Source organism: bacterium (assembly GCA_030647005.1).
Lineage (GTDB): Bacteria > Patescibacteriota > Patescibacteriia > JACPHY01 > JACPHY01 > JAUSKG01.
Window position 1 is genome coordinate 1 of record JAUSKG010000016.1, and the last position, 22,404, is coordinate 22,404.

The following is a 22,404-nucleotide window of genomic DNA, read 5'->3' on the forward strand; positions in this document are numbered from 1 at the left end:
CCCTCACGGAGCTCGTCACGCTCGTCAACACGCTCGCGGACGCATACCGCACTGGAGAGATCCCCGAATCCGAAACCCCAGAAAATCACCTCCCGTACGAATCCTGGAAAGACACCCTGAACCCCCTCCTCCACGAATCCCTCATCCAAAACAAGAGCGAAGAGCTCAAATCCGCCTTTCCTGGTATTGAAACATCTCCTGATCCCATTGAGTTCCTCATCCAATACCAAGAAGCATTCTTCCAACAACAGTACAACGACCCCGCCTTCACCATTGATCGGAACACCCTCCATCTCTCAGAAGACCGCATTGCAGACATCACCGCCTCCCTCGAACGCGGAGAAACCGATTTCCCCGTCATCGTTGCTCCCCCCAGAGCAGAGAACCTCACGAAGGAAGAGACATCCGATCCCTCCCTCGCAAGCATCCCCCGCACCCTCACCCGCGTGCTCTTTGACCGACTCATCCGAGAGAAGAACATCAAGTTCTGGGATCGCGCCGGCACCATCGAGTCATTCCTCGACCAAACCCGCGACCTCACCCTCCAGGACCTCACGCGGAACGAGCTCCCACCAAAAGACCCCCTCCACATCCCCGTCCCCTTCGACACAAACAACTGGTCCCAATACCTCACCGCCCTCTACCCCACACTCTCGCGTCCGGCCGTCATCATAGAAAAAACAAATAAAACCCCTCCCCCCGTTGTTTCCTTCATGAAATGGGAGCAGAACCCACCAAAAAACCGCATCATCCGGAACACCACGGAGACCATCGGGGACAAGTCCTGGATAGACGCCGTCACCCACCGCTACCCCCTCGCAACCCTCACTGCGTACCTCACCCTGTTTGCACAGCACTATGAGAAGACGGGAAAGGCGTTGGATATCTTAATCCAACGCCCCATCTGGTCGGTGCTCTTTGGAGTTTTGGAACCGAGTACAGCGTCCGGCAGTGAGTGCATATTTGCGAACTGGAGCATTAATGGGTTGGGCCTGCATAAAAATCACCCTTGGTTTACGGGTGAAGGTTCCGCGCTACGGTACGCGTGTTGAGCCCTCGTGGAGCTTTTGGTTTTGACTTTTGGTTTTCCGGTATTCTTCTGTTAGTGTGAGGAATCCGCGACGCGGCAATCCCGGTCATACCAGTACAAAGGTGAAAGCCGCGTACGCTCTATGACCCAGATTGCCACGCCTCCCTCTTTCGCGAAGCGCTACGGAAGGGCAGGCGCGGATTCGGCTCGCAATGGACCGTAGGGGAGGGGTTTACCCCCTCCCGTCCGCGTCCCCCCCTGCGTCGTCCTGAGCCCCGACGCATCGGTCGGGGTAGACTCCACGAAGGACCTCACGCCAACAGGACCTGCGTGCAACCCCGCCTCCGAACGGGCGGGTATAAAACCCGCCCCTACGCCACCCAATCACACAGCATGGAGGTCTCAAGACCTCCGCTCCACCGCGTGCTCAGTTTCCGACATTGACGCAGTGCGATACGATGAACATGAACGCGCGACTCCATTGCTATGCACGCTGAAATACAGGCCATCCTCCACATCCTAAGGTCCGCATGGCGCGTCGCGCTCCGCGAGCGTCGCCTCTGGCTGTACGCGCTGTTCGTTGGCTTGGCGATCGGGAGTGGCTTCGCATCCGCGACGCTCCAGGTCCTCGGTGGCGATCCCACGCAGCAAGCCGCAGCGCTCGTCCCCCTCCTCCAGACCGAAGGTGGCACGACCGCAGCCGAGCTCTGGCAGACCGCGCGCACAAACGGCACTGCCGCGACCGGCGGCCTCCTTGCCTTCGGCGCGGCGGCCCTTGCACTCGTCGGCGTCTTCATCTGGCTCATCGTCCTCAGCACAAACGCGCTCCTCCTCGCGGGTGCCGCACTCGCGCGCGGTGAGAAAATCCCGCGCGACCTCCGCCGCCGCGCACACGCGCGATCCTGGCCAACGCTCGCGATTCTCATCCTCTTCCGCATCGCCGGTGCTGCCGTGCTCATCGCGTGGGGCGTCATCCTCCGCTACGCTATCGCGGTTCCCACCACCGCGGGCACCATCGCGGGCGTCATCGGCTTCATCGTCGCCGTGCTCGCACTCACCGTGCTCCACCTCGCGACACCGCTCGCGCTCATCGAGACAACCGTCACCCGCCGTCGCGTTGGCGACGCGATCCGACGGACGTTCGCGCACCTCAACGCGCACCGCCTCCTCGCGCTCAAGTTCTCCGTCGCGCTCTCGGCTGCGAACATCCTCTTCCTCCTCGTCTGGAGCGTCGGCGGACTCCTCGTCGTCCTCCCCTTCGTCTTCCTCGGCGGCGTCGCGGTGCAAACCGGCACCGAAACGCTCTACATCGTCGCCATGATCTCCGGACTCACCGTGCTCACCATTGTTGCCCTCACCACGGCAGCCATCTACGTGCTCTTCCTCACGAACGCCTGGACCCAGTTCGCCCTCCGCCTCAACGATGACAGAACGACGGATGCGTAGGGAAACTCCCATCTATGTCCGGTGCCTCCCCACTCCCAAGGATCTCGAGCGATTCGATCGTGGAGCAATTCACGAAAAAAATGCAGGCGCTCGAGCGCGATGCAAAAGAACGTGAGGCCGAACAACTCGCGCAGCGCCTCGGTGTTGCGTACGTCAACCTCCGCGGCCTCGCCATTCCTCCGGAGACACTCCTCCTCATCCCGCGCGCGCGCTCGTCCGAGCTCCACGCCGTCGCGTTCCTCCACGCGGGAGCAGAAATCCGCATCGGCGCACTCGAACCCAATGATCCGCGCATCGCGGAAATCGCCCACGAGATTGCGGAGCGCCATCGCGCAAACGTCCAACAGTACGCCGTCTCCGAGGCCTCTCTCCTGCACGCCACAAAACTCTACGATGCCGTCCCGAATATCCTTCCCGTGGAGACGAAAGTTGCCATCAGTGAAGCGGATCTCGAGCGTCTCCGCGCGCAACTCGCCGACCTCAGCGCACTCGACCGCGTGTTCGCGAGTACCTCGACATCCGACCTTGTCACGCTCGTGCTCGCTGGCGCAATCCGCGCGGGCTCCTCGGATATCCACATCGAGGCGGAGGAGGAGCACATCGCGCTCCGGTACCGCATTGACGGTGTCCTCCAGCGCGTCGCGACCATCCCGAAGGAACGATGGAAGCAGCTCGTGAGCCGCGTGAAGCTCCTCGCCGGCCTCAAGCTCAACGTGGAGAGCACCCCGCAGGACGGCCGCATCACGATCGCGATGCGCGACGACACGATTGACGTGCGCGTCTCCACACTCCCGACGACGTGGGGCGAGAGCATTGTCATGCGCCTCCTCATGTCGTCAAAAGCGGGGCTCGCGTTTGCGGACCTCGGACTGCGCGGACGTGCCTCCGCAGTGCTCGCCCGCGAGATCCATCGCCCGAACGGCATGATCATCACCACCGGCCCCACCGGATCGGGGAAAACGACGACGATGTACGGAATCCTCCAGGAGCTCAACACGCCGCAGACAAAAATCATCACGCTCGAGGACCCCGTCGAGTACAAGCTCTCGGGCATCAACCAGAGCCAGATTGACCCCGCGCGCGAGTACACGTTCGCGAAAGGCCTGCGCTCGATCCTCCGCCAGGACCCGGATGTCGTCATGGTAGGCGAGATCCGCGACCTCGAAACGGCGGACGTCGCGATCCACGCCGCGCTCACCGGCCACCTCATGCTCTCGACGATCCACACGAACTCCGCCGCGGGTGCCATCCCACGCTTCCTCGCCATGGGCATCAAGGCGTTCCTCCTCGTCAACGCGCTCAACGCGATCATCGGTCAACGCCTCGTCCGACGCATCCACGACGTGTGCCAACAGCCGGTGACGCTCACGCCCGAGGAGCGCGACCGCGTCGAGCAAATCATCCTCGCAATGCCGGAGCAGGAGCGCGCGGAAGCGCAAGCGAAAAACCTCACCTTCTCGCGCGGCGCGGGCTGCACGGCATGCATGGGCACCGGCTACAAGGGGCGCATCGGCATCTACGAGATCCTCACGATGACGCCGGAGATCGAGGCGGCGATCCGCTCCGAGAACATCGCCGACCGCGAGATGGAGGAGCTCGCGGTCAAAACCGGCATGGTGACGATGGTCCAGGACGGCATCCTCAAAGCGCTCGATGGCCTGACAACCTTGGAAGAGGTCTTCCGCGTCGCAGAGTGAGTATGGCCCTACGCATTGAACGATTTGAGCACCTCGGAACAGAATCATGGAAATCATTTGCGGAACGCGCAAAGACCCGCGAGAAAATCGAGGTACTCATCGAGAAATACTTCAGCAGTGCAGACAGCATTGGAATCGGCAACAACGCAGAAGTATTTTCAGAGCGTGCCACGACAATGGGCGGTACCGTCTGTCTCAAGGTGGAAAACGTCTATCACCCCGGAGATCGACTCCATAATGCACTCGATCGCGAGGCGGCGATTCATAGTGCTGCATTTGAAGTGCTCGATGTGCAGCGGCGTACCGCTGGAGATGGTGATTGGCGAAACGCTCTTGGACGAACGCCGCAGCCCTTCGCGTTCATTGCAGCGGCGCCGGAAAAAGGAGCTCCAACGAAAAACTTCATTGCGATGGAACGCATCGTTGGTGTGACGCTCTTCCGCACCATCATCAACCACATCGCGCAGCACGATGCACGCTTTGCGAGCATCCGCAGCGCAGACGATGTCACGACACTCAGAGACGAAGTCCTCGAGCAGGCAGTGCTCACCATCCTCGATATCCGCGCCCTTCCCACGCGCAAGCAGATGGAGCAGATTCTCCGCACCGCGGAGCAGCACGAGCTTCGCTTCTCTGTCGAAACACTCCTTCGAGTCCGCAACGCAATGAACACACTCAATGATGCCCATATTTTTCATCGGGACGCACACCCAAAAAAATCTATTACTCGAGCACGAAACAAACGAGCCATACATTATTGACTACGGTCGTGCACGCCGCGATGCCACACTGACACGTACAACCGCAAGCGAGGATTTCCGAGGTACGGAAATCGTTGCCTTCCCGCACGAGAACGAATTTTTCAATCTCCTCCAGCGGTTTGTGGAACCGCCGAAACGCACTTGACAAGCTCAAAGAACTCTGGTACTGTACGCAGTGCCCACCCTGGTGGGCGCAAGCAAGGAAGAGAGGATACGTATGACGACGACATTGAGTCCGGCGGTCCAGTCGAATATCGAGCGAACATTGCAGACGCGCGCCCCGCTGTTCGCCGAATTCGGTGACGGGGTCCGTGTACTCCCGACGGATCCTCGTCTTGGGTTCTTTTACCTCATGGAGTTCCCGGGACCAGATGGCGCAATGCAAGCGAGCAAGACGGAAGAGCGCCTCAGCGCAATCCGTCAAAACAAGGCGTTCCCCGTTGATGGCGTGATACCCTGGTTCCTGCTCAACGAGCTTGGAAACGGAACGGAGGGACTCCTCCTGTTCCAAGGGCCTCGACTGGATCGCTGCGTTCCGCTGATCCGGTGCCCGGCCGCGCAACAAACGAGCACCATGAACATGCTTCGAGCACATCCGGCTCTCGCGACGATTGCGATGGAGGATGTCTGGATGAACACGACGGTATCGAAAGAACCGACACCGTTCCTCGTGCGGACCGAGCGACTCACGACACCGTCGTGAGCAGCCCAAAAGAAAGACCCCCGTTCCCATCAACCGGAACGGGGGTTCTCTTGTATGGAGATGGTGCGCGACGTCTCCGATGGTCCTGCCACAACCTGCACACGCACCGCGACCGTGATCCCCGCGACACCTGCGAGACGCTCCCCCCACTCGATAGCAACGATAACATCATCGCGTCCCAACCACTCACCCAGCCCCGCAGCGATGAGCTCGCGCGGGTCGCGCACGCGATACGCGTCAACGTGAACGAAATGCCGGATGGTCAGATGCTCGGATACCGCGTACACGCGCATGAGCACGAACGTCGGACTCGTCATGCGACCTACGATCCCAAGCGCGCGCCCAAGCCCGCGCACGAACACGGACTTCCCCGCGCCAAGCTCACCCTCGAGCAACAACACATCGCCACCGCGAAGCGTGCCCGCGACGGTTGCGGCAAGGCGCTCGGTCTCCTCCTCACTCTGCGTCGTGTACGTGTGCGTTTCCATACGTTCCTGAGAGTCACTCCGCATACTATCATACAGGACAATAGCCCCCGCATATGCTCCGCGCGACGATCCATCGAAAAAATCCGTAAGTTATCCACATCGAACCACCCCCCCCCCAACCAATATGCAACAACGACATCCTGCGGTAGAATGGGAATATCTATGCATCGTCGCAACCATGTTCGATTGCTCGTGGGCATCGTCCTCACGTTCTTCTTCAGCGGCGCACTCGTTGCGTACGCTGGCTCACTCACGCCGTCCGCATCACCTGCGGCAACCATGAACACCGTCGCGGAGATCTACGACGCAGTCGCGAGCACGACGTTCAGCTCCTCCGCGATCACCGCGAGCTCCACGGGGTCACTCATCCAGGTCCTCAAGAACATCGCGACGAACCTCAGCTGGTCTGTCTCAAGCAACAACCTCACGAACACGAACACCGGCACGGTCGCCATTGACTCGTCGGACTGGGACATCAGCACGACCGGCGCGATCACCGGCGTCGCGTTCGATGCGAACGGCACGGGCAACACACTCACGAACGTGGACAATGCCGATCTCACCGCAGATACGCTGGACTTCACCGCCATCGCCGACAGCGCGTCGCTCGACGCCGATACCGCAATCGCTGCGGGTGCTGCGGAGGAGCTCACGTATACCAAGGCCTACACCAACGCGACAACGGAGGACGGACTCGTCATGTCGTTCACCGCATCGGATACCACGAGTTCCACGACGGCCCAGTACGGCCTCTACCTCGACAACGTCGCGTCTACGGAAGGCGCAGACGCACTCCTCGTCATTGATAACTCCGATCTCGATGATGCCGTAGGCGCAGCAATCAAGTTCATCAATGCCGGCGGCGCGTTCACCGCACTCTTTGACATTGCGGGAACACTGCTCTCCCCCACGGAGGTGACGATCCTCGATTCCGGCATCGCACTCTCGGAGCTCACCGACTCCGGTACGCTCACCGCCGGCACCGTTGATATCAACGGCGGGGCGATTGATGGCACAACGATCGGCGCAACGAGCGCGGGCGCAGGAACGTTCACGGCCATTGTAGGCACTTCACTCGACCTCAACGGCGCACTCGATCTCGATGTCGCTGCCCTCGGCGCAACGATCACGAATACCGCAGACGCGGCAAGTTCTCAAGTTGCGATCTTTGAGGGTGACCGAGCGACACCGGCAGATGCTGATGCTGCATATGCAACGCTGCGCCTCTCCGACTCTGCGGGCAACCAGGACGAGCAAGCCCGCATCTCGTGGGCTGCAACGACGGTTGCCGACGGAGCAACACAGGATGGGGACATGTTCTTCTCCGCGCTCACGAACAACACACTCACGGAGTACCTTCGTATTGTCGGTGCCACCGGTGCCGTCGAAGCAAACACGGCATTCCGGTTCGGCTTCTCGGATGCGAATGCTGGAGCTGCGACAACATATTGGATCGGCCGCGACACTGGTAACCCAAACCAGCTCAAGTTCAACGTCCCAACAGACGCGGGTTTTGTGTGGTCTGAAAACAATACCGCGCTCATGACGCTCTCCAAAGATGGTGCACTGACGATGGCGAATGACAGCACAATCCTGTTCGATGTCAACACAGGCCTCACGGCATCTACCACCCAGACGCAGGGCAACGGTGCGCTCACTGCGGATGTCAACCAGGTTACAACCGTAACAAACGCGAACGACACCGTGACGCTTCCGGCTGCGGTGGCGGGACGAACCGTGGTCATTGTCAACGTCGGCGCAAACATCATGAAGGTGTTTCCTGCGTCAGGAGACGATGCCGGAGCGGGTGTGAATGCTGCTATCACGCCAGCATCGTCAACAAAGACGGAGTGTCATGCGATTGATACAACGGTGTGGGCGTGTACGGAGGTTGCACTCGTCACCACGTAAGAGTACGTGCATGAGGATGAACCGTGCTGAGGAAGCTATGACAACCACGACGACCCGCCTCAGGCACCTCGGCATTGACGCGCTCATTATCACCGCCGTCGTACTCTCCGGAGCGCTCGCGTTCCGTGGCATCGCCTACGCGGGATCGCTCACCCCCTCGGCATCGCCGGTCGCTACCATGGACTCCCTCAGCGACGCGTACAACGCACTCGTCGGCACCTCATTCAGCTCTTCCGCAATCACCGCGAGCTCCACCGGCAGCGCGCTCCAGATCGCGCGGTGCATCAATACCAACCTCACCGGTGGGAGCTGCTGACTCTCCTCTCGCGCATGCGACGTTTCCCAATCCTCCTCCTGTTCGCACTCGTCGCTGCCGGCACACTCGCTGGCGGCCGTATTGTCTTTGCGGGAAACATCAGCTCCACAAACAAGTACGCGTGGAGCGAAAACGTCGGGTGGCTCAACTTCGGCACGTCAGAAGGTAACGTGACAGTGGCCGACACCGCACTCACCGGCTACGCGTGGGGTGAGAACGTCGGGTGGATCTCCCTCAACTGCTCCAACACGTCGTCCTGCGCCACGGTGGACTACAAGGTAGCGAATAACGGTTCGGGAACACTCACCGGACACGCCTGGGGCGAGAACGTCGGGTGGATCGTGTTCAACCCCACCGGTGGCGGTATCACGATCAACTCGTCCGGTGATTTCGCGGGCTATGCGTGGGGCGAGAACGTCGGGTGGATCGTGTTCAACTGCTCGACGACGAGCTCCTGCGCCACCGTGAGCTACAAGGTTGCAACGACATGGACCGCGAGCAGCGCGTCGGGATCCCCGCCGAGCGCCGGTGGCGATACGACACCGCCCGGGAAGGTAACAAACATCCAGGTGACCCCGGGTGCCGATCACGTCCTCTTCACCTGGACTGATCCGCCGGACACAGACCTCGCGCACGTTGACATCTTCCGCAACCAGCCACCATCCTCCGCGGTCTCTGGAGTCCTGCTCCGACGTGTCTCGCGGGGGGCACAACGCCTCCTCGATACCCCGCTCGCTTCCGCGACAAGCTACAGTTACCTCTTCCGTACTGTGGACGGAGCGAACAACGCGACGACGAGTGACACCATCGTGGTGACGACGACTGGTGAGGACGCGCCCGCGCCAGCAGCATCGAACGGTGGGGGCGGTGGAGGAGGTGTTATCATTGCGCCAACTCCCTACGCACCGCCAGCCGCGCCAACTCCCGTACCCGCGGTGGCAGGATCCCCCACGCTCGGCCTCACGACCAATACGCATGTGAAGTCCCCCGTGGGCACCGCGGTGTACACCATCGGGCCGGATAACAAGCGCTACACCTATCCGAACGAGATGACGTACAAGAGCTGGCACGACACGTTCGCGCATGTGGGCGCGGTGGCAGATACGTCGCTCGCCGTGCACGCGCTCGGCGGCATCATGACCATTCGCGGCGGCACCTGGCTCGTGAAAATTGAATCCGACCCCAAGGTCTACGCGGTTGAACCCGGTGGCATCCTCCGCTGGGTGGAAACCGAAGCACGCGCACGACTGCTCTTTGGCGAGGACTGGAATAAGCAAGTCGTGGATGTGCCGGTCTCGTTCTGGCCGTCCTACACCCTCGGCACGCCCCTCGGCGCAGACATCCACCCCACCGGTACACTCGTGCGCTCCGACGACACCATCCTCTACGTCGAACGCGGCGTCCTCCGCCCCGTGCGATCAAACACTTTCACCGCACTCAGCTTCCAAAACCGCTTCGTCCGTACCCTCCATCCCTCCCTCATCTACTCTTACGGCGACACTCTCACCTCCCTCTCCGAGTGACGTGCCCGCTGCGCAAAACCCCCGATGACCATCGGGGGTTCCCTCGTCCTTCACGTTGCCACCACGCCCGTCACTCCCTCCCGAGCTCCCAGTTCGCATCGGCCGCAAGTCGTTGCCATCCCGTCTCCCTGCCCATGAGCAACCGCACCCCACCCGCCGCCGCAATCATCGCGGCGTTATCGCCCGTGTACGCAAGGGCTGGTAGCCGATAGTCAATCGTAGGACCGAGCGCATCACCGAGCTGCTCCCGTAATGCCGCGTTTGCCGCCACTCCGCCGCCGAGGAGCACGGTCTTTGCACCAACATGCCGCGCCGCTCGCACCGTCTTCGCCACGAGTACCTCCACCGCCGCCCGCTGAAAAGACGCGCACACGTCAGCTACCATCCTTGCTCCTCCTCGTTGCTCGCGCTCCAGCATGTACCGCACCGCCGTCTTCAATCCCGAAAAGCTAAACTCGAAATCATCCGAGTCCATCATCGGCCTTGGGAAAGCAAACGCCGTCGGATCACCCTCCTCAGCACGCTGCGAGACAATCGGCCCGCCCGGATACCCGAGATCCAACATCTTCGCCACCTTATCGAACGCCTCCCCCACCGCATCATCCCGCGTCGCACCGATGAGCTCGTACTTCCCCCAACCCCGTATGAGCAACAGCTCCGTGTGCCCTCCGGAAACGATGAGCGCGAGGGTGGGAAAACGTACCTCATCCGTCATCTCGAGCGAAGCCGAGAGATCTCGTCCAGCAGATGCACCTGCATCCCCGGATGAGATTTCTCCACGCACTCGTGAACTCGCTTGGTCGAAATGACGAAACGATGACGGAAGTAATGCCGACAACACATGCCCCTCAATGTGGTTCACCCCGACAACCGGCTTCCCCCATGCATACGCGAGCGTCCGCGCTGTCTCCACCCCCACCGCGAGCGACGTCATGAGCCCGGGCCCGCTCGTCACCGCAATGGCATCAACACCCTTACATCCCCCCTCTCCGCGTCCTCGGGGAGAGGGGGGACTGAGGGGGGAGAGGTGCGCATTGTGGAGTGCCTGCTCGATGACCGACATGATCGCGCCCACATGCTCTCGCGCCGCAACCTCCGGAACGATCCCCCCGTACCGCGCATGGATGTCCACCTGCGATGCCACGACGCTCGAGTGCACCTCGAACGCCATCGCACACCGAGCACCCAACCCCTGCCGCGCAACCGTCACCACCGATGCCGCCGTCTCATCACAGCTCGTCTCAATCCCCAGGACGCGCATAACCCTCCCCCTCATCTTGAGGGGGAGTTGGAGGGGGTGTCCGGTAGCATTCTTCCGATGTTGCTCCGCCATGTACTCCATGCTACCATTGATTGACAAACTACCAATAAATCCTCAATCTTCAATCATACATCTTCAATCGTCCGGCCCCATCGTCTAACGGTTAGGACGGTGCCCTTTCACGGCGCAAATCCGGGTTCGATTCCCGGTGGGGTCATAGGAAAACCGACCACGCATCATGCGTGGTCGGTTTTCGATTGAAAGAATGCTCGCGATGTGGCATACTGGAATGGACGCTGCTATGTTCAAGACCGCAATCAAATCATTTCCGGTGAAACCGATTGAGACCGATGCGTACACGATCCCGCTCCTCCAACCGGAGAAGTGGATGGAGGCGGCAGCGGAGGGAGAGCTCTCCGTGGACGTGTATGAGACGGAAACGCACTTCGTGGTGCAAACCGCGATCGCCGGTGTGCGACCGGATGCGCTCGCGTTGTCCATCCAGCGCGACCTCCTCACGATCCGCGGGGAGCGCGCATCGTGCGCACCGCACGAGCACCGATCGTACCTCGTGGAGGAGTGCTTCTGGGGTAGGTTCTCACGATCAGTTATCCTCCCGGAACCCGTGGACGTCCCGCGCTCCAAGGCCGAGCTCAAGCTCGGCGTGCTCACGATCACGCTCCCAAAACTCATCGAGCGAAACACGATCGCCGTCGCGGAGCTCGAGTAACCGATTCACCTATGCAGGTCACCGTTGATCGCTTTGAGAACGACATCGCCGTCATCGAACTCGAAAACGGCGAGACGATACGCATCCCGCGCACGGAGCTGCCGGAGGAAACGGCGGAGGGCGACGTGCTCGACCTCACGTTCGGCAGCACCCCCACCGAGACGGACCGACGCGCACAACGTGCGAAAGACATCTTGAACGAACTCCTCTCCCCATGACCTCCCACCACCACGTCATCTGGTATTCGATCGTTGGAGCAGTACTCGTACTGCTCCTCGCTGCCGTTGGCGTTGGCGCAATTACCTACGAGCACGCGTACGAGGGCCGCATCTTTCCGGGTGTCACCATCGGCACGATTGACGTGAGTGGGCTCGCGCCCGATGCAGCAGTGGATCGCGTGCGGGCAGTGATGGACGCGCGCCTCAATGAGGGTCTCGCCTACACGCTCGATGGACAGACGGTGATGCTCGAGACGATCGTCGTGGCATCGGGTGATCCGGACCTCTGGTACCCGCTCGCGGAGGTGGACGTGCCGTCGCTCGTGGACGTCGCCATGCGCATTGGCCGCGATGGTTCCGCGCCATCCCAGTGGTCGCATCGCGTGCGCGGGGCCGTCAACGGCGGCTTCACCGTCCCCATTGATGTGACGATTCACGCGGAGCAACTCATGGATGCCCTCACCGCGAACTACGCTGCGGCGCTCGTCCCCATGGAACCGGCGTCCGTCCGCGCGGCGGAAGCGGTGGATGATGCAGCGTGGTCGTTTGTGGTGACCGAAGGCGTTGCCGGACGCGCACTTGATGCCGATGCGGTCATTACCATGACACGGGCGCGTATCGCTGCATTGGATCCGGCACCCATGGCACTCACCGTCCAGAATATTCCGCCCCCGTTCACACTTGCCGAGGTCAACGCAGTCCTCCCGGAACTCCAAGCCGCACTCGCGCGCGCACCGCTGACCATCACCGGACCCGACGCGACGCGATGGGAAATTCCTGTAGGTACGCTCGCGACGTTGCTCGCACTGGATGATGCAGGGCGTCCCACCCTGGATCGTGACGCATTGATGGCATGGATCACCACAACGATCACGCCAACCGTGGAGCGCGCCCCGCGCGATGCGACACTCACGTTCAACCCGAACACGAAGCGCGTGACGGCATTCACACCATCCGTGGACGGGATCGGCATTGACCGTACGCTGTTCACCGCGATGGTCGAGGCGGCGGTCTTTGGATCGCGCGCGCCGCTCATCGAGCTTCCCGTCGCGCGTACCGCACCCACGGTCGCGCTCGAAGCAACAAACGACCTCGGCATTCGGGAAATGCTCGGTCGCGGCGCGACGAGTTTTACAGGCAGCCCTGCGAATCGCCGTCACAACATCGGCAACGGCACCGCACTCCTCAACGGCCTCATCATCGCACCCGGGGAGGAGTTCTCCACCGTCAACGCGCTCTCACCGTTCGATGCCGCAAACAACTACAAGGCCGAGCTCGTCATCAAGGGCAACCGCACGATCCCCGAGTTCGGCGGCGGACTCTGCCAGGTGTCCACGACGCTCTTCCGCGCGGTGCTCAACGCCGGACTGCCCGTCACCGCGCGCACGAACCACGCATACCGCGTCTCCTACTACGAACCACCCATCGGCATGGATGCCACGATCTACGGCCCGTGGCCGGACTTCCGGTTTGTGAATGACACCGGACACCACATCATGCTCATCGCGCGCGTCGCCGGCGACACGCCAACCTACGAAATCTGGGGCACGTCCGATGGCCGCACGGCGCACACGACAGAGCCCGAAATGTTCAATGTCGTCCAACCACCGGCGGCGCGCCTCGTCCCGACCACCGACCTCCCACCTGGTGAAAAGAAGTGCCTCGAACGTGCGCACGCGGGCGCGGATGCCAAGTTCACCTACACCGTCACGCTCGCCGATGGCACCGTACGGGAGGAGGAGTTCAAATCCCACTACCGCCCCTGGCAGGCGCTATGCTTGATCGGTGTGACGCCGGAGGAGATGGCGGCAACAGATGCTGAGGCCGCAGCGACTCCCGTCGAGCCGCCAGCCGCGAGCACCGAAGCTCCCCGCTAATGCCTCGCCGTCACCGCCCAACCACAATACCACCCGCTTGCGCGAGTGGTATTGTAGCGTACTCCCTATTCTTCTACGAGATGTCGTCCCAGAAAGCTGCGCTCAAGGGATCCAGTGAGTGGGTCGGTCGAGTTGTCAATCCGAAGATGTCAAACCGGATCGGCCAGCCACTTGGACCCCATGCTTGTCGTGAGCGCAGGGCCCTGCTCTCTCGAAGAGACGCCAGCGGTGGCGACCCTCGAGCACAGCTCCCCAGGACGACGATACCAGGGAAGCATCCGGTTGCACCGGAGCTATCCAAACCGTTCTGCAATGAGCACACCGGTCGTGGTGTCCCCGTTTCGTTCGTTCGTTCATTGTCTGAGAACTGCCGTGCGGGGAACTAAGAACCATAGCACAGATGCCTTTTCCTGTCAAGTCATTCATTGGTCAAAAGAAGCACGAAATGCGTATATTTCGCTCAGTTGTGCTAATACGAAAGGGAGGGGGTAAACCCCTCCCCTACGCGTATCCATCGAAGGGACGCTGCTACTCGTACTCGTCATCTCGAGCGGAGCTCCGCGAAGTCGAGAGATCTCATGCGCTCCATTGCGCGAGATTTCTCCACTCGCTCGCGGACTTACTCGGTCGAAATGACGATAAAAAGAGTTTTGCAGCGTTCCCCTTGTTCTCATCGGGATTCCTTCGCCGCAACTTCTTTTGATTCGATGATCTTATCAATGAGACCGTACTTCTTTGCTTCTGCGGCGGTCATGAAGTAGTCCCGATCCGTGTCCTGCTCCACTTTGGCAAAATCCTGGCCGGTGTGGTGCGCGAGGATGTTGTTCAGACGGTCCTTGATCTTGAGGATGCGCTCGGCGCGAATTTTGATATCCGATGCCTGCCCCTCTGCGCCACCGAGCACCTGGTGGATCATGATCTCCGAGTTCGGCAGCGCGTAGCGCTTGCCCTTGGCACCGCCGGCGAGGAGCACCGCGCCCATGGACGCAGCGAGTCCCACGCAGATCGTCGCAACGTCCGGCTTGATGTACTGCATCGTGTCGTAGATCGCCATGCCCGCGGTGACGGACCCGCCCGGCGAGTTCACGTAGACCTTGATGTCCTTCTTGCTGTCCTCGGACTCCAGGAACAGGAGCTGCGCGATGATCGTATTCGCCATCGCGTCGTCCACGGGCTCACCAAGGAACACAATGCGATCCTTCAGGAGCCGCGAGTAGATATCGAACGCGCGCTCACCGTACTGGGACTTCTCAATGACCATGGGGATGAGGGTGTTGGAGGGCATAGGTGCATTGGTGCTCATGAATACTTGCAGTGTAGCACACCTACACCACCTTCCAGGAGTCCCCGTGCTGCACCAACGCGCCGGGAACCCCAAACCCGCTCGCCTTCTTGTGGCCGCCACCGCCGAGAGCTTCGGCGAGGGCTCCGAGATCAACGCCGTCGCGCGTCGTGCGGAGGGACCCACGGACGATGCCGTCGCCGCGATCGCTCAACACGCAGATGGCGCGCACCGGCAGGATGGTCTGAAGGAAGTTCGAGAGTCCGCTCGCCTGCTCGAGCGCGTCTGCGGAGAGGCCGCGGAAGTCCTCGGGGAGGAGCACGCACGTCGCCACGCCCCACCGCGGGTGGACGCGGAGCCGCGCGAACGCCGCGCCCCAGAGCTTGAGCACGGCAATCGGCTTGCGTCGGTACACCGCGTGGAGCACGGGACCCGGACGCGCGCCCGCCATGACGAGACGCGCGGCCGTCGCAACAGCCGCGGCGGAAGTCGCGGGATTCGTCAAGCTGTCCGTGTCGGTGATGAGACCAAAGTAGAGTGCCGTGGCAATCGCGGGCGTGATCGGAATGTGGCATGCATCGAGCATCGCCGTGATGATCTGCGTCGTGGATGATGCTGGCAGCACGAGGTTCACGTCACCGTACATCGTGTTCGTCGCGTGGTGATCAATGACGATGAGCTGCCCATCCGTCGCCTTCCACTTCGGAAGCTCATCCGCAACACCCGCGAACGCGATGTCGGATGAGTCCACGATGACGATGGCATCAAACGTTCCATCCCCCCCCTCTCCGCGTCCGCGCTGCACAATCCCCTGAATCCCCGGGATCCCATCGAACTGCACGGGGATAGGATCGGGACAGTAGAGCACGACATCCTTCCCCGCGTCGCGCAGCGCCGCGCCGAGCCCGCAGATGGAGCCCACGGAATCGCCGTCGGGGTGCTTGGGCGAGACGAGCAGCACCCGACGCGCGGCAACCAACCGCTCCCAGACGGAGCGGTACGCATCGTGGTGCGCAATGGCGGAACTGGAAGCAATCGGCATAGCCGTCTATGATAGCGAGATACCCCAGCGATGTCAAGGCGATCCCGAAACGAGAAAGCCCCACCTCACGAGGAGGTGGGGCTGCTGTAGGCAGGGACGCGCGGGGTGCTACTCGGGAGAGTCAATGGACTTCCTGATCTGCCTGCATTCGATCAGTTCCGCCAGAGGATGTGACCCAAGACCACGGCGCGCTCATACGAGTCCCCGATCGTCGCCAAGAGCGTGAAGACGCGGTCGCCGCAGGCGGTCTTCGTCTGCAGCAGGTCACTCACGAATATCCCGTGGAGCTGCCGTAGCACCTCGCGGTGCTTCCAGAGGGTGCAACAGGAGTTGGCCTGCGCCTCCTCGTTGTCCACGTTGAACCAGAGATCCTTCGGATCGAGCTCACGGTGGTGGGGCGAGAGCACCGTGCTCTCGAGGAGTTGCCCGAGGAGCACCGAGTGTTCACGGTCAGTATGCACCTCCCTGAAGATCGGCCATACGCGACGAGCGCACGCGGTGGTGTTACACCCCTCCGCATCAAGCTGCGCGATCACGGCGACGAGGCGCTTCTGGAACGCGGTGCTCGTCAGCGTCTGCATCACGGGAAAACCTTCGTCGTGCACAACCGACGGATAGCTCGCGAGCGGCGTCTTTGGACCGGACAGGTGCGCGTACGGAAACTCCTCGAGCACGAACGCCAGCGCAGCGATAGACCCTTCGTCCGGTGCCTCATCCACGATGGCGCGCCAGAGACCGTTGAGCATTACCTCCTTCGCATCCTTGCTCGGTCGCATGAGCGCGAGCAAGCGATCCTGCGTGTTCTTAGAAGGTTCCACGAGCGATTCCTTTCGTTTGGGGGAAGGAGCAACAACACTACGAGCACCGTAGCGTCCCCATGGTTGCTTGTCAACAGGAACCCGTAAAACGTGCTGGTACGATGGGAGTAGCTATGTACCTCGAGCGCATTGACCTCAACGGCTTCAAGTCGTTCGCGAACGCGACGACGCTTACGTTCCTGCCGCCGACCGATCGGTCGCGTGGCATCACGGCGATCGTCGGGCCCAATGGGTCCGGCAAGTCGTGCGTCGTGGATGCCATCCGCTGGGTCTTGGGCGAGCAGTCCATGAAGCTCCTGCGCGGGAAGAAAGCGGAGGACGTTATCTTCGCCGGCACGCCAAAGCGTCCACGGCTCGGCGTTGCCGAGGTGACGCTCGCGCTCAACAACGATGACGGCACCGCGCCGATTGACTACCGCGAGGTGACGATCGGCCGCCGCGTCTACCGCTCCGGCGAGTCCGAGTACCTCCTCAACGGCACCCAGGTACGACGGGAGGACATCCAGCTCCTCCTCGCGCGGTCCCGCATCGGCCAGCGCACGTACTCGATCATCGGACAGGGCATGGTGGACGAGTTCCTCCTCGCATCGCCGGCTGCGCGCAAGAGCTTCTTCGATGAGGCCGCGGGGATCCGACCGGCAGAGCTCAAACGCGACAGCGCACTCCGCAAGCTCGCGCGCGCAGAGGAGAACCTCCACCAGGGCGAGGCTCTCCTCCAGGAGCTCAGCCCGCGGCTGCGCTCACTCACCCGCCAGGTCAAGCGCCTGGAGCGACGGGCGGAAGTTGAGCACGAGCTCGCCATACTCCTCGAACAATTCTACGGCACGCGCTGGCACGACCTCCACGCCGCGGTGGAAACCGCGAACGCGGCGCACGCGGAGACAGACGCGCAGCGCACGACGCTCCAGCGCGACGTGGACAGCATCCAGTGGAAACTCACGGACCTGGAGCAGCAGGAGCAGCACGATGACGCATTCCTCCCGCTCCAGCGCGAGTACGAAGCACTCGTGGACAAGCGCCAGCACCTCCGCGAGCGCGTGCTCTCGCTCAAGCACGAGCTCGCGCGGCGCGCGGCATCGCGCGAGGAGCTGCCGGCCGCCGCGCTCACCACAGACCTCGACGCGGTCCTCCGAGATACGCACGCGCTCCTCACTGCGCTGCGTACCCTCACCGCGCTCGATGAGCTTCCGCCCATGGTCGAGCGGTTCCAGACGCTCCACGAGCGCATCGCGGCGGTCCGCCAGCGTGCGAATCCCGATGCGCCGCAAGCACCACCGGAGCTCCGACAGACGGAGCAGACACTCGTGGGCATCGAGACACAGCTCAAGGAGACCCAGCAGCGCATGAGCACGCTCCACGCGGAGGAGCGGAAGAAGAAGGGGACGCTCTTTGAGCTCCAGCGCAACTACCGCGAACGGCAGCTCGCGCTCAACAGCGTGACGAACCGCGCGCAGGACGCGCGCATCGCGCTCGCGCGGCTCGAACAGCGCCGCGAGGACCTCCTCGTGGAGATCGCGCGCGACATCGGCGCCGATCGAGATCCTCTGACGCTCACGCCACCCACTGCACCGCTCCCCGCAGATGCCGAGCAGCGCATCGCGTACCTCAAGCGCGACATCGCGGCGATCGGCGCGCTCGATGAGGAGACCGTGCGCGAGTACGAGGAGACCCGCGAGCGCGTCGCGTTCCTCGAGAGCCAGACGACCGACCTCCGCCGCTCCATCCACGCGCTCGAGGACATCATCGCGGAACTCGCCGAGGACATTGACCGCGCGTTCCACGCCTCGTTCACCACGATCAACGAGCACTTCGAACGATACTTCCGCCAGCTCTTCGGCGGCGGCCAGGCGCGGCTCACGCTGCTGCGCGCTGCGCAGCACGAAGATGCAAACGAGCAGGAAGACGAGGATGCATCCCTCCCCGATATCCCTCCGGTTGACCGCCCATCCCGTGTCGCGCGGAGCATGTCGGGCGTGGTCGCTGGTATCGACATCGCCGCCACCCCTCCGGGCAAGCGTATCAAGTCCATCTCCATGCTCTCTGGCGGTGAACGCGCGCTCACGGCGATCGCGCTGCTCTGCGCGATCATCTCCTCGAGCACGTCGCCGTTCGTGGTGCTCGATGAGGTGGACGCGGCACTCGATGAGGCCAACGCCGTCCGATTCGCGGAGATCCTCAAAGACCTCAGCAAGCACACCCAGTTCCTTGTTGTCACCCACAACCGCTACTCCATGGAACGCGCCGCCGCCATCTACGGTGTAACGATGGCCGGCGACGGGGCGTCAAGGATCCTCTCCATGAAACTGGAGGAGGCGAAGGAAATGGCAACGTAAGCGTAGCTGCCTGTCCCATGTAGCGGAAACAATCTTCGGTGCTCCCGCACCAGCTACGGAGGGAACATTCGGATGGAGGTCTGAAGACCTCCGCTACACCATTTTTCAAGGATTTTCCTATCTTCCCTTGACAGGAAGCCCATTTTCCGGTATCGTATATAGTTGGATGAGTACCTTGCCAACGGGAAAAACCCCCTCACAGATAAGGAGACCACGATGACTCGTGGATTGAAGATCGTTTCCGCGCTGTGCGCTTTCGGTGCATTGCTGTTCCTCGGATCGACGTTCCTCGAGCAGCAGGAGCAACCACTCACCTGCACCGCCGATGCGTGCGGTGAGGAACCGGAGCCCATCGTGGAAGCGCACGCGCGCGACCGCGACGGGCTCCTCCTGAGTCCCTCCGTCACCGAGCAGCTCGACGTACTCGTGATGCCGCACCTCCGCGGGATGCAGGACATCCATGAGGACATCGTCCGCAAGACGGCGCATCTCGGATGGGACGGGCGGTGGGAATTCCTCGACTGCGACAGGATCCACGCGAAGTCCATCAATTCCTGTGTGGTCATGCGCGCGGAGGCCCTCGCCAGGATTCGCCGGAGCGATGACAGCAACAACTGCTACGGCCTCACCGGACCGCGGGCGTGCACGAGCGTTGGAGATCCGCGCAACACCCACGAGCTTCGCGAGGTCGCCTATGTACGACAGTACGCTACCGAATCGTACCGATCATATTTTGATCCCGAAAACGGTGTGCGCTCCTGCACCGTAGACCTCGACCACAGCATCCTCAAAGAATGTAGCAATAGCTGGGACGAGAGCGGCCTGCAGACGAGCGGCAGCATCTACGAACCAATGCCCGGTGCGCTCGTGAACGAGTACACCTGCCCGGCGCATGCCATGGTCGAGATCCCCCGCTCCCTCTATCGCAAGCAAGCCCTCGCCGGAAGGACGCAGTGTTGCCTCTCGGACGAGCAGATCGCCACAGCGGGCGACGCCTGCCCACCACCTCCCCCGCCCTGATCGGCGCATCGCGCCACGAGAGCCCCAACCACACGGTTGGGGCTCTTCTCTTGACACACCCCCACGATTTCCCTACGCTACATGCAGGTGGAGCTATCGCTCCGCATTCTTCAATCGCTGTCCCCTGACCACCCGATCGAACGACTGGTTCGTCCCGCGCTGTGGCAGGAACGGCACATGTCCTATGGTGTCCATCCGTCTCTCCCGCAAGGGGAAGAAGAAGCAGCCGACCTACCGTATCGTCGTCCAGGAGTCCACCAAAGACCCGTGGGGCGACTACCTCGAGAACCTCGGCCACTACAACCCGCTCACAAAACCCAAGACGCTCGTCGTGAAGAAGGAGCGCGTCCTGCACTGGATCGCGAACGGCGCCCAGCCATCGGACACCGTGTGGAACCTCCTCGTGGGCGAAGGCATCATCACGGGCGAGAAGCGCCGCACGGTGAGCATTTCCAAGAAGCGCAAGACGAAGCTCGATGCGGAAGCCGCTAAGCGCAAGGAGAAAGAGAGCAAGCCACCTGCGCCCGAGGCAGCGGCGTAGCGCACGCTTGACGGAGCGATGCGTGGTGGTATGATGGTATTCGGAACAGCATCGGCTGCGATAGGTCGGCAGCTCTGGTACGCAGTTCCGCATGAACCGTAACGATCGTTCCAACATGGAAACCGACCAGCAGTTCGTGGACTACGTGGTCAAGCAGCTCGTCAACAATCCGGACAAGGTGGAGACCATCCGGACGGTAGACGACATGGGCGTCCTCATCACCGTGAAGGTAGACCCATCCGACATGGGGTACCTCATTGGTCGTCAGGGACAGACCGCGCGCGCGGTGCGCACCCTCCTCAAGGTGGTAGGCGCAAAGAACAACGCTCGCGTGAACTTCAAGATCGAGGAACCGGAGGGCTCAACCCATAGTTCGCGCAAGTCGAACGATGCTCCGTCATCCGCGCAGGCATCCGCACAGGACGATGACGACATAGACCTCAATCTCGACCTCTAAGGGAGATTGTGTGCAGATCAACGCGGATCACGCAGATACTGCACACGTCCCTCCGCATATTCCAAAGCACTTGCCTCCATGGCAGGTGCTTTGGTCTTTGGCGCGACACGCACCGTGATACACTGTCCATGATGCCTCTATGTACGTAATCGACATCGTCACCATCTTCCCCGAAATCGTCGCGCCGTACCTCAACGCCTCGATCATGGCGCGCGCGCAGGACAAACGACGCGTGCGGTTTGGCATCCATGATCTCCGACAGTGGGCGGAGGGGAAGCATCGGCAGGTGGACGATGCGCCGTTCGGCGGTGGACCCGGGATGGTGATGATGGTCGAGCCGTTCGCACGCGCGCTCCGTGCACTCAAGGCCCCGAGCCGCACCCTCCGCGTCGCAAGCGCAAAGCGAAACAAGACACGCGTCGTCCTCACGAGCGCGAAGGGTGCGCTCTTCACGCAGCGCGATGCGGAGCGGTACGCGACACACTACAACCGACTCGTCATCCTCTGCGGCCGCTACGAGGGCGTGGACGAGCGCGTCGCGATGCACCTCGCAGATGAAGAGGTGAGCGTCGGACCCTACGTCCTCACCGGCGGCGAACTCCCCGCGCTCACGATCGCGGATGCCGTCACGCGCCTCATCCCCGGCGTCCTCGGCGATCCCGCATCACTTGCGGACGAGAGCTACCAACTGCAGTCCAATCGAAAATCGAAAATCGAAAATCTGCAATTCCTCGAGTATCCTCAATACACGCGACCCGCGGACTTCTCGCCCAAGCGCGGCGTCCACTGGTGCGTTCCGGACATCCTCCTCACGGGCGACCACGCGGCAATTGCGGCGTGGCGCGAGGCGCATCGTGCATCGCGCGATGCCTGAAACGCGCCACCGAAACCTCAACGTTTACAAGCTCTTGACAGGGTTTTTGTGGCCTGTAGTATAGAAGCAAGCGTTC

Annotated in this window: 20 protein-coding genes, 1 tRNA gene and 1 pseudogene; 17 read left to right on the top strand and 5 right to left on the bottom strand. The window is 61.9% G+C overall.

All coding sequences use genetic code 11. The features are described 5' to 3' along the window. The 5 genes from Q7S96_01705 to Q7S96_01725 all read left to right on the top strand — a co-directional run. Positions 1 to 1,052 (top strand): hypothetical protein (locus Q7S96_01705; protein ID MDO8462970.1); only part of this gene is annotated, 1,052 nt, incomplete at its 5' end. A gap of 464 nt (positions 1,053 to 1,516) precedes the next feature. After that, positions 1,517 to 2,476, top strand: a complete 960-nt coding sequence (locus tag Q7S96_01710; GenBank protein ID MDO8462971.1) for a hypothetical protein — start codon at positions 1,517 to 1,519, stop codon at positions 2,474 to 2,476. Between the two features lie 14 nt (positions 2,477 to 2,490). Then, on the top strand, positions 2,491 to 4,173 hold the full coding sequence (locus Q7S96_01715; GenBank protein MDO8462972.1) for a GspE/PulE family protein: 1,683 nt from the start codon (positions 2,491 to 2,493) through the stop codon (positions 4,171 to 4,173). Between the two features lie 2 nt (positions 4,174 to 4,175). Beyond that, positions 4,176 to 4,934, top strand: a complete 759-nt coding sequence (locus Q7S96_01720) for a hypothetical protein (GenBank protein MDO8462973.1) — start codon at positions 4,176 to 4,178, stop codon at positions 4,932 to 4,934. A gap of 217 nt (positions 4,935 to 5,151) precedes the next feature. After that, positions 5,152 to 5,637 (top strand): hypothetical protein, encoded by a 486-nt coding sequence (locus Q7S96_01725; protein MDO8462974.1) that lies wholly within the window; start codon positions 5,152 to 5,154, stop codon positions 5,635 to 5,637. 29 nt (positions 5,638 to 5,666) lie between these two features. Here the strand turns inward: Q7S96_01725 and tsaE are convergent, their stop codons facing one another. Then, positions 5,667 to 6,125 (bottom strand): tRNA (adenosine(37)-N6)-threonylcarbamoyltransferase complex ATPase subunit type 1 TsaE, encoded by a 459-nt coding sequence (tsaE, locus tag Q7S96_01730; protein MDO8462975.1) that lies wholly within the window; start codon positions 6,123 to 6,125, stop codon positions 5,667 to 5,669. Positions 6,126 to 6,287: 162 nt separating this feature from the next. On the opposite strand from tsaE, the gene Q7S96_01735 reads away from it, so the two are divergent. From Q7S96_01735 to Q7S96_01745, 3 genes are read left to right on the top strand one after another with little or no spacing between them, the layout of a single operon-like run. After that, positions 6,288 to 8,036: a hypothetical protein gene (locus Q7S96_01735; protein MDO8462976.1), complete on the top strand. Its 1,749-nt coding sequence runs from the start codon at positions 6,288 to 6,290 to the stop codon at positions 8,034 to 8,036. A 37-nt stretch (positions 8,037 to 8,073) separates the two neighbouring features. Next, positions 8,074 to 8,352, top strand: coding sequence for a hypothetical protein (locus tag Q7S96_01740; protein MDO8462977.1), 279 nt, complete (start codon positions 8,074 to 8,076; stop codon positions 8,350 to 8,352). A gap of 14 nt (positions 8,353 to 8,366) precedes the next feature. After that, entirely contained in the window at positions 8,367 to 9,875 is a 1,509-nt protein-coding gene (locus Q7S96_01745) for a hypothetical protein (GenBank protein ID MDO8462978.1), read from the top strand. A 70-nt stretch (positions 9,876 to 9,945) separates the two neighbouring features. Here Q7S96_01745 and tsaD read toward each other — a convergent pair whose 3' ends face one another. Then, positions 9,946 to 11,208 carry a tRNA (adenosine(37)-N6)-threonylcarbamoyltransferase complex transferase subunit TsaD gene (gene tsaD / locus Q7S96_01750; protein ID MDO8462979.1) on the bottom strand — a complete coding sequence of 421 codons (1,263 nt, stop codon included), beginning with the start codon at positions 11,206 to 11,208 and terminating at the stop codon, positions 9,946 to 9,948. Positions 11,209 to 11,281: 73 nt separating this feature from the next. On the opposite strand from tsaD, the gene Q7S96_01755 reads away from it, so the two are divergent. The 4 genes from Q7S96_01755 to Q7S96_01770 all read left to right on the top strand — a co-directional run bounded on the left by Q7S96_01755 (position 11,282) and on the right by Q7S96_01770 (position 13,961). Beyond that, positions 11,282 to 11,353, top strand: a tRNA-Glu gene (locus Q7S96_01755). Between the two features lie 84 nt (positions 11,354 to 11,437). Further along, the gene (locus tag Q7S96_01760; GenBank protein ID MDO8462980.1) at positions 11,438 to 11,866 is read left to right on the top strand and encodes an Hsp20/alpha crystallin family protein; all 429 of its coding nucleotides are present in this window, start codon (positions 11,438 to 11,440) and stop codon (positions 11,864 to 11,866) included. Positions 11,867 to 11,877: 11 nt separating this feature from the next. Beyond that, complete coding sequence (locus Q7S96_01765) at positions 11,878 to 12,084, top strand: DUF3006 domain-containing protein (protein MDO8462981.1); 207 nt, start codon at positions 11,878 to 11,880, stop codon at positions 12,082 to 12,084. Beyond that, positions 12,081 to 13,961: a VanW family protein gene (locus Q7S96_01770; GenBank protein MDO8462982.1), complete on the top strand. Its 1,881-nt coding sequence runs from the start codon at positions 12,081 to 12,083 to the stop codon at positions 13,959 to 13,961. The genes Q7S96_01765 and Q7S96_01770 overlap by 4 nt, the downstream gene beginning before the upstream one ends. Before the next feature lie 670 nt (positions 13,962 to 14,631). Here the strand turns inward: Q7S96_01770 and clpP are convergent. The 3 genes from clpP to Q7S96_01785 form a co-directional block, all read right to left on the bottom strand. Then, positions 14,632 to 15,246 (bottom strand): ATP-dependent Clp endopeptidase proteolytic subunit ClpP, encoded by a 615-nt coding sequence (gene clpP, locus Q7S96_01775; GenBank protein MDO8462983.1) that lies wholly within the window; start codon positions 15,244 to 15,246, stop codon positions 14,632 to 14,634. 40 nt (positions 15,247 to 15,286) lie between these two features. Then, complete coding sequence (locus tag Q7S96_01780; GenBank protein ID MDO8462984.1) at positions 15,287 to 16,285, bottom strand: DHH family phosphoesterase; 999 nt, start codon at positions 16,283 to 16,285, stop codon at positions 15,287 to 15,289. 152 nt (positions 16,286 to 16,437) lie between these two features. Next, a complete protein-coding gene (locus tag Q7S96_01785; GenBank protein MDO8462985.1) occupies positions 16,438 to 17,103 on the bottom strand; it encodes a hypothetical protein in 666 nt (221 codons plus the stop codon). Positions 17,104 to 17,216: 113 nt separating this feature from the next. Between Q7S96_01785 and Q7S96_01790 the strand changes: the two genes are divergently transcribed. From Q7S96_01790 to trmD, 5 genes and pseudogenes are all read left to right on the top strand, one after another. Then, the gene (locus Q7S96_01790; protein ID MDO8462986.1) at positions 17,217 to 19,436 is read left to right on the top strand and encodes an AAA family ATPase; all 2,220 of its coding nucleotides are present in this window, start codon (positions 17,217 to 17,219) and stop codon (positions 19,434 to 19,436) included. 216 nt (positions 19,437 to 19,652) lie between these two features. Further along, positions 19,653 to 20,456, top strand: a complete 804-nt coding sequence (locus Q7S96_01795) for a hypothetical protein (protein MDO8462987.1) — start codon at positions 19,653 to 19,655, stop codon at positions 20,454 to 20,456. 184 nt (positions 20,457 to 20,640) lie between these two features. After that, positions 20,641 to 20,877: pseudogene (gene rpsP / locus Q7S96_01800) on the top strand (30S ribosomal protein S16). A gap of 235 nt (positions 20,878 to 21,112) precedes the next feature. Next, the gene (locus Q7S96_01805; protein MDO8462988.1) at positions 21,113 to 21,454 is read left to right on the top strand and encodes a KH domain-containing protein; all 342 of its coding nucleotides are present in this window, start codon (positions 21,113 to 21,115) and stop codon (positions 21,452 to 21,454) included. Between the two features lie 139 nt (positions 21,455 to 21,593). Then, positions 21,594 to 22,328: a tRNA (guanosine(37)-N1)-methyltransferase TrmD gene (gene trmD / locus Q7S96_01810; protein ID MDO8462989.1), complete on the top strand. Its 735-nt coding sequence runs from the start codon at positions 21,594 to 21,596 to the stop codon at positions 22,326 to 22,328. Positions 22,329 to 22,404: the final 76 nt, after the last annotated feature.

What these genes read in the sequence shown, in the direction of transcription:
- Q7S96_01735 (MDO8462976.1), top strand. Translation starts at nt 6,288, where the DNA reads ATGCATCGTCGCAACCATGTTCGATTGCTCGTGGGCATCGTCCTCACG.
- clpP (MDO8462983.1), bottom strand. Translation starts at nt 15,246, where the DNA reads ATGCCCTCCAACACCCTCATCCCCATGGTCATTGAGAAGTCCCAGTAC.
- Q7S96_01790 (MDO8462986.1), top strand. Translation starts at nt 17,217, where the DNA reads ATGTACCTCGAGCGCATTGACCTCAACGGCTTCAAGTCGTTCGCGAAC.
- tsaD (MDO8462979.1), bottom strand. Translation starts at nt 11,208, where the DNA reads ATGGCGGAGCAACATCGGAAGAATGCTACCGGACACCCCCTCCAACTC.
- Q7S96_01715 (MDO8462972.1), top strand. Translation starts at nt 2,491, where the DNA reads ATGTCCGGTGCCTCCCCACTCCCAAGGATCTCGAGCGATTCGATCGTG.
- Q7S96_01795 (MDO8462987.1), top strand. Translation starts at nt 19,653, where the DNA reads ATGACTCGTGGATTGAAGATCGTTTCCGCGCTGTGCGCTTTCGGTGCA.
- Q7S96_01760 (MDO8462980.1), top strand. Translation starts at nt 11,438, where the DNA reads ATGTTCAAGACCGCAATCAAATCATTTCCGGTGAAACCGATTGAGACC.
- Q7S96_01780 (MDO8462984.1), bottom strand. Translation starts at nt 16,285, where the DNA reads ATGCCGATTGCTTCCAGTTCCGCCATTGCGCACCACGATGCGTACCGC.
- Q7S96_01725 (MDO8462974.1), top strand. Translation starts at nt 5,152, where the DNA reads ATGACGACGACATTGAGTCCGGCGGTCCAGTCGAATATCGAGCGAACA.
- Q7S96_01720 (MDO8462973.1), top strand. Translation starts at nt 4,176, where the DNA reads ATGGCCCTACGCATTGAACGATTTGAGCACCTCGGAACAGAATCATGG.
- Q7S96_01765 (MDO8462981.1), top strand. Translation starts at nt 11,878, where the DNA reads ATGCAGGTCACCGTTGATCGCTTTGAGAACGACATCGCCGTCATCGAA.
- Q7S96_01740 (MDO8462977.1), top strand. Translation starts at nt 8,074, where the DNA reads ATGACAACCACGACGACCCGCCTCAGGCACCTCGGCATTGACGCGCTC.
- Q7S96_01805 (MDO8462988.1), top strand. Translation starts at nt 21,113, where the DNA reads ATGGAAACCGACCAGCAGTTCGTGGACTACGTGGTCAAGCAGCTCGTC.
- Q7S96_01770 (MDO8462982.1), top strand. Translation starts at nt 12,081, where the DNA reads ATGACCTCCCACCACCACGTCATCTGGTATTCGATCGTTGGAGCAGTA.
- Q7S96_01710 (MDO8462971.1), top strand. Translation starts at nt 1,517, where the DNA reads ATGCACGCTGAAATACAGGCCATCCTCCACATCCTAAGGTCCGCATGG.
- Q7S96_01745 (MDO8462978.1), top strand. Translation starts at nt 8,367, where the DNA reads ATGCGACGTTTCCCAATCCTCCTCCTGTTCGCACTCGTCGCTGCCGGC.
- tsaE (MDO8462975.1), bottom strand. Translation starts at nt 6,125, where the DNA reads ATGGAAACGCACACGTACACGACGCAGAGTGAGGAGGAGACCGAGCGC.
- trmD (MDO8462989.1), top strand. Translation starts at nt 21,594, where the DNA reads ATGTACGTAATCGACATCGTCACCATCTTCCCCGAAATCGTCGCGCCG.